We start from the raw sequence: 6145 nt of genomic DNA on the forward strand, positions 1-6145 counted from the left end.
TCCCAGCACATCCGAGCCCTCCGACTGGTGGTAACGCTACAAATCCATCCGATCACACTGCGACATCACGGGCATGGACTCGCGAACCGCACTCTGACAAGTGGACCCAGTATCGATACGTGAAAACGATCACGCGAAGACGAAACGCCTCGTCCAGCGATCTTACGCACGACCTCGCACATCATCTGGGATAGTTGGCCGCGTGCGCACCGTTCACATCGGAGCGAAACCGGACCATCTCCTGCGCCTTGCCCAGCAAAAAGACCCCGTGGGCGCCGTCGCAGAGATGATCTGGAATGCTTTGGATGCCGAGGCGAGTCATGTCAGCATCGATCTCGAATGCAACGAGTTGAACGGTGTCGAGGCGGTCAGCATTACCGACGATGGTCACGGCATGCCGAATGCTTCGTGCGTGGCCTTCTTCGGAGGCTTGGGAGGCTCGTGGAAAACCACCGCCAAGTTCTCACCCCATCTGAAGCGCGGGCTGCACGGTCGCAGCGGGCAAGGCAGGCTCCGCGCATTCGCGCTCGGCGAGCAGGTTCGCTGGATCACGGTGGCGGAGGCGCTCGACGGGCGGTCCGAGCGTACGGTCATCAGTGGAGTGGTCGATCGCCCTGCCGATTTCGACATCTCCGATCCCGAGTACGTAACGGAGCCGGTCGGCACCCGGGTCGAGGCATCGGTGCCGGCGGATTTCGTCAGCCGACTCGTTCACGACGACACCGCCCAGCAACTCGCCTCGATATTCGCACCGTTCCTCGCCGCGAACTCAGATGTGCGGATCACCTTTCAGGGGACAGATCTCGACCCGGCCACCGGGTGGACCGACATGGCCGAATACACCGTTCATTGGCCGGCCGCGCCGGAGCTCGCCGAGCCCCTGCTGCGGATCATCGAATGGCCCAAGAACGTCGGCCGAGTGCTGGCCCTGTGCGATGCGAACGGCGTGGTCCTGGACGACGCCTCTCCCGGCATACAGGCGCCTGGCCATCACTTCACCGCTTACCTGCTATGGGATGGATTCGTCGAGCAGCGCGGCAATCTGCCGCTGGTCGAAATGGACGAGACCGCCGGTCTTCTGGAGTCGGCGCGGGAAGCACTACGCAGGCACTTCAAGAGGCGTGATCAGGAGCGCCGGGCCAGGCTGCTCCAAGAGTGGAAAAGCGATGGGGTCTATCCCTACAGCGGCGAGCCCGTCCTGCCCGCACACGCGGTCGAACGCCAGATGTTCGACGAGGTAGCCACAACCATCGCACGTCGGCTACCTGGCGCACCGCAAAGCAAGAAGACCACTTTGCGCCTGCTCAGAGAAATCATCTCCCATGATCCGAGCGGGCTTTATCCAGTCTTGGACGAGTTGTTCCGGCTGGCTCAGTCGGAGCAGGAGGAGCTCAAGCGCATCCTGCAGCGAACCAGCCTCTCTGAGGAGATCAAGGCGACCGGCCAGGTCGGCGACCGCCTCGATTTCCTCGCGGCGCTGAAAAGGCTCGTCTTCGAACCGGAGATCAGCCAGACGGTAAAAGAACGGAGCGAACTCCACAAGATCCTCGAACGAGAAACGTGGATCTTCGGAGACACCTATGCGTTGATGGTCAGTGACCAGAGCCTGGACACGGTGCTCAAGCGTCACCTTCTGGAACTGGGCCGTGCGCCAAAGGATGGTCAGTTCAACCCGGTAGGACGCGAAGATGGCCGGAAAGGCATAGTCGACCTCATGCTTGGGCGGGCACACCGAGGCAGTTCGGGGAGAGAGCATCTCGTGGTGGAGCTCAAAGCACCCAAGGTAAAGATCGGCCAGGTCGAGGTCGCGCAGATCAAGAGTTACGCCAAAGCCGTCGTCGGTGATCCACAGTTCCGCGACGCCCGGGTGTCCTGGGATTTCCGGGTCATCTCCACCGAGATGGACGACGTCGTCAGAGAGGACGCGAGCGCGCCCAACCGGCCCCCGGGATGCATCGCGGAGTGGAAGGACGGAGTTCGGATCTGGGCGCGCACCTGGAGCGAGGTCATCGATGACTGCGAGGACCGTCTGCACTTCTACCGGGACCGGCTGAACCATGACCCGGCCACGGAGCACGCCGTGGAGTACCTCCGGAGAGTTCATGGATCGGTCGCCCCCGAAGCCGCCATGAAATGAATCCGCCGCAAAGCTGCCATCGCCGATGTGCCTGATCTGGGCCTGGCTACACGGCCTGCTCAGTATTTGTAGTGCTCATGCGCACGCCGAAAGGGTTGTCGATGACGTACCGCCAGCGGCCGTCCTTTCCGCGGCGGGCGACGTCGGTGGCGGTGGCCTCGATGTGGACGTGCTGCCCGTCCCGGTCCACACCGTCGATGGCCCAGTCCACGATCAGCAGGGCCGTGTCGCCGGCGGCGTAGACGTGCCGCGGCCGGACCGTGATCGGCAGCCCCAGGGCCATGAAGCGGGCGTTGGCGGCTTGGGCCTGCGGGCCCGTCAGCGGGGAGCCGGGCTCGGGTACGAAGACCGCTCCGCTCTCGTAGACCTCGGCCACGGCCGCCGGATCGCCGGTGTTGAAGCGGTCGGCGAACACGGCAGGCACGTCCTCGGGGCGTTCGGCGAGTTGGCGCATCGCAGTTGCACGTCCTTTCGGCAGGTAGAAATCGGGTGGATGCGAAACGCTAGGAGGCGCCCTCGTGACTCACCAAACGGTTGGCCACCCCGGTCTGCCCGATGATCCTCGGGCCGAGGTCACCGAGCCGGATCCGTCGTGTCCGGTGGAGATCGCGCTCGCGGCGCTGCGCGGGCGGTGGACGACCCTCGTGATCCGCGAGTTGCTGCGGGGTGAGCGCGGGTTCACGGAGCTCCGGCAGGCGCTGCCCGAGTTGTCGGACAAGGTGCTGTCCGATCGGCTGGCGCAGCTCGCCGAGGCCGGGGTGCTCGAACGTCGCCGGAGGTCCGGATGGCCGCCCCGTACGCACTATCGGCTCACCCCGCACGGGCGGCGCCTCGGGCCCGTCCTCCAGGCGCTCTGGGACTGGGGCGCCCAGGTTGAAGGCCGCCATGAGCGGGGGGTCCAGCCGGGTCTGGCCGCCACGGCCGAGAGCGACCACAGCTGAGCGCGGATGGGCGGGGGTGAGGGCGGGTGAGCGCGGGTCAGCGCGGGTCAGCGCGGGTGGATGAGCGCGGGTGAGGGTGGGTGGGTGCGGCTTTGTTCGGGCGGTGGGGTTGCTCTACAGTGAGGATCACTCTGATCAGGAGCTCCCCAGAAGCGCGCCGCAGAACGGGAGCCCTGCCTCCCCCGTCGTGGAGGTCCTGGAGGGGCGGCATCGATTCCGCATGCCCCTTCACGGAGGTACCTCATGAACGTCGGTCTTGGCCTGCCCATCAGCGACCCCGCAACCCAGCTCGACTGGGCCAGGCGCGCTGATGCCGGCCCCTTCACCACCCTCGGTCTCCTCGACCGGCTCGTCTACGACAACCCCGAACCGCTGATCGCCCTCGCCCTCCTCGCCGGGGCCACCACCCGCGTACGCGTGCAGACCGAAGTGCTGCTCGCACCCCTGCGCGAGCCCGCCCTGCTGGCCAAGCAGGCCGCGACCCTGGACCGGATGTCCGGCGGGCGGCTGGTGCTGGGGCTCGGCGTGGGCGGTCGCGAGGACGATCACCTGGTCGCGGGCACCGACCTCCGTACCCGGGGACGGCGGCTCGACGAGCAGATGGCCGTCATGCGGCGGCTGTGGTCCGGCGAGCCGTACGGTGACGGCGCCGGCATGATCGGGCCGCTCCCCGCCCGGCCGGGCGGGCCCGAGGTGCTGTTCGGCGGCTTCCAGCCCGCCGCGCTGGCGCGGGTCGCGCGCTGGGGAGACGGGTTCCTCGCCGCCGCCGCGCCGCCGTGGGCCGGCGGGCTCATCGACACGGTCCGGCGGTTCTGGCGGGAAGCCGGGCGGTCCGGCGAGCCCCGCATCGTCGCCCAGGTGAACGTGGCGCTCGGCTCCGAGGACGTCGTCACCGAGGCCCGTACGGCGATGGGCGCTTATTACGAGTTCACCGGCAGAGCGGACCGGATGGTCGCCGGGATGCTCACCACGCCCGGGCAGATCCGCGAATGCGTCGCGCAGTATGCGGACCTCGGCGTGGAGGAGGTCATGCTCTACTGCTACGGCGGCGATCCGGGCCAGGTGGACCGGCTGGCGGACGCGGTCAGCACCCTTTGATCAAAAGCACCCCTTGATCAAGAGAAGTCCTACAGCAGGGCCAGCATCCGGTCCGCCTGCGCGGGCCGGATCTCCCGGCGGCAGCGCAGCAGCCAGAACAGCGCGAGCAGCCGCCGGCACTCCGTGAGCCTGGCCGCCTCCTCGGCGGTCAGCTCGAACCGGTCGAGCACGGCGGTCAACCCGGCCGGATCGTTCTCCCAGACCGAGATGTGCTCGGTGACCTCGGCCAGCTCGAACGCGCGGTCGCTGAGCCCGGAGTACTCGAAGTCGATGACCCGGACCCTGGTGCCGTCCCACAGGTAGTTGGCCAGGTTCCCGTCGCCGGTGCCGAACACCGGGGTGCCCGGCTGCGCGAACATCGCCTCCAGGCCCGGCCCGGACACCCAGTCCGTGGCCGCGCGGAGGGCTTCGGCGGTCGCGGGTTCGGGCGTGGCCGCCGCCGCCCAGTCGCGTACCTTCCGCAGGAGGTAGACCGGGTGCCCGGCGCGCGCCGGCACCCGGTCGAGCACCCGGGACGGGATCGAGCGCTGGACGCCGTTGATGGCCTCGGCCAGGGCATCGACGAGTTCCCCCGTGATCTCCCCGCTCACCGTCGTGCCGTCCAGGCGCGACATCACCACGGTCGGCGGGTCGGCCTCCAGCTCGGCGGTCACCGGCGCCGGGGCCAGGCCGGGATCGTGTTCGCCCAGCAGCTCCAGGGCACGCCATTCGCGTTCGGGCTCACCGTAGTCCGACGACCGGTATCGCTTGATCACCACGTCGGACCGCACCTCGATGGAATGGCCGCCCATCCGCCCTCCGATCTTGTCGAATGGGACGACATGCTAGACCAGTCACCCGAAGTCGCGGCGGCGCAGAGCCACGAGGGCGCCGCCGAGGAGCAGCGCCGTGAGGGCCGTCAGCGCGAGGGCGGGGCGGATGTCGAAGGACGTTGCGAGCATCGGGTTGGGGATGTAGTGGAACGGCTCCAGCGGGGTCCCGTGCCACAGCCCGTACAGGGGGCTGACGATCTTGCCGAGCCCGGCGGTCAGGAGCCAGACGATCCAGGAGATCGCCACGCTCGCCCTCGGCACCAGCCCGTACGCGAGCACGCAGACCGCCCCCACGCACCAGGCCGCCGGCACGGCGCTCAGCGCCCCCGCCAGGAAGCGGGGCAGGTCGCGGGCGAGATCGCCGACGAGCAGCGAGTACAGCGTGCCGAACACGAGCCCGGCGACGGCCATCAGCGCCGCCGTGCCGAGCCCGGTCACGACCAGGTGACCGGCCGCCCAGCGCAGGCGGGTCATCGGGGTGGACTGTACGGTCTCCGCGCGGCCCGAGGTCTCCTCCGAACGCAGCCGCAACGTCATGAGCACCGGATAGAGCGCGACGGCGTACGCGATGATGAGGATCAGGTACCACGAGTACGCGCCCAGCGCGGTGCCCGTGTCGGACACGCCGAGGAGGCTCGTGATGCTCTGCACCACGAGGCTCGGCCGCGAGAGCAGGTCCTGGGCGAGCGGGCTGAGCCCCGCTCCGGCCATGGCGAAGCACGCGACCCCGGCCGCCCACTTGGCCAGCAGCGCGCGGTGCAGCCGCCAGGCCAGGCTGATCGGGCCGCGCAGCTCCGGCGCCGACTCCCGGCCCAGGCGCTCGGGCAGCAGGCCCTCGCCGAGGTCGCGGCGGCCGAGCAGCCGGTACGCGACCGCGTACAGGACCGCGCTGACCAGCACCGACACGCCGAGCAGCCACCACCGCTCGTCCTGGTACGCCCGCACCAGATGGCTCCAGCCGATCGGCGACAGCGCCTTCAGCCAGTACTGTCCGGTCGCGTCACCGGCGTAACGCATCACGTAGGCGGCGCCGAGCGCGGCCAGGCTGATCGCGGTGGCCGTGCGTCCTGGATGTCGAGTTGCCGCGCTCCTGGGTGCGGCGCTTGCACCGGGCTTGGCCGGCGGAGCAGTGCATCAAGGGGGCGGTATCGGCCTAC

The 6145-nt window shown here is 68.7% G+C and carries 6 protein-coding genes; 3 read left to right on the forward strand and 3 right to left on the reverse strand.

What is annotated here, in order from left to right; translation table 11 throughout:
- Positions 1 to 202 precede the first annotated feature (202 nt).
- Positions 203 to 2137, forward strand: coding sequence for an ATP-binding protein (locus tag ACWDX9_RS58270; RefSeq protein WP_449971989.1), 1935 nt, complete (start codon positions 203 to 205; stop codon positions 2135 to 2137).
- A gap of 46 nt (positions 2138 to 2183) precedes the next feature.
- On the opposite strand, the gene ACWDX9_RS58275 is transcribed toward ACWDX9_RS58270, so the two are convergent.
- Positions 2184 to 2591 (reverse strand): YybH family protein, encoded by a 408-nt coding sequence (locus ACWDX9_RS58275; RefSeq protein WP_449971992.1) that lies wholly within the window; start codon positions 2589 to 2591, stop codon positions 2184 to 2186.
- Positions 2592 to 2655: 64 nt separating this feature from the next.
- Here ACWDX9_RS58275 and ACWDX9_RS58280 point away from each other — a divergent pair, with 64 nt between their 5' ends.
- On the forward strand, positions 2656 to 3078 hold the full coding sequence (locus tag ACWDX9_RS58280) for a winged helix-turn-helix transcriptional regulator (protein WP_449971994.1): 423 nt from the start codon (positions 2656 to 2658) through the stop codon (positions 3076 to 3078).
- Between the two features lie 243 nt (positions 3079 to 3321).
- Positions 3322 to 4176 carry an LLM class flavin-dependent oxidoreductase gene (locus ACWDX9_RS58285; protein ID WP_449971996.1) on the forward strand — a complete coding sequence of 285 codons (855 nt, stop codon included), beginning with the start codon at positions 3322 to 3324 and terminating at the stop codon, positions 4174 to 4176.
- Between the two features lie 29 nt (positions 4177 to 4205).
- Here the strand turns inward: ACWDX9_RS58285 and ACWDX9_RS58290 are convergent, their stop codons facing one another.
- On the reverse strand, positions 4206 to 4967 hold the full coding sequence (locus ACWDX9_RS58290; RefSeq protein WP_449971998.1) for a phosphotransferase family protein: 762 nt from the start codon (positions 4965 to 4967) through the stop codon (positions 4206 to 4208).
- A 42-nt stretch (positions 4968 to 5009) separates the two neighbouring features.
- The gene (locus ACWDX9_RS58295) at positions 5010 to 6005 is read right to left on the reverse strand and encodes a hypothetical protein (protein ID WP_449972001.1); all 996 of its coding nucleotides are present in this window, start codon (positions 6003 to 6005) and stop codon (positions 5010 to 5012) included.
- Positions 6006 to 6145: the final 140 nt, after the last annotated feature.

The organism is Nonomuraea sp. NPDC003201, from assembly GCF_053590415.1.

What these genes read in the sequence shown, in the direction of transcription:
- ACWDX9_RS58275 (WP_449971992.1), bottom strand. Translation starts at nt 2,591, where the DNA reads ATGCGCCAACTCGCCGAACGCCCCGAGGACGTGCCTGCCGTGTTCGCC.
- ACWDX9_RS58285 (WP_449971996.1), top strand. Translation starts at nt 3,322, where the DNA reads ATGAACGTCGGTCTTGGCCTGCCCATCAGCGACCCCGCAACCCAGCTC.
- ACWDX9_RS58290 (WP_449971998.1), bottom strand. Translation starts at nt 4,967, where the DNA reads ATGGGCGGCCATTCCATCGAGGTGCGGTCCGACGTGGTGATCAAGCGA.
- ACWDX9_RS58295 (WP_449972001.1), bottom strand. Translation starts at nt 6,005, where the DNA reads ATGCGTTACGCCGGTGACGCGACCGGACAGTACTGGCTGAAGGCGCTG.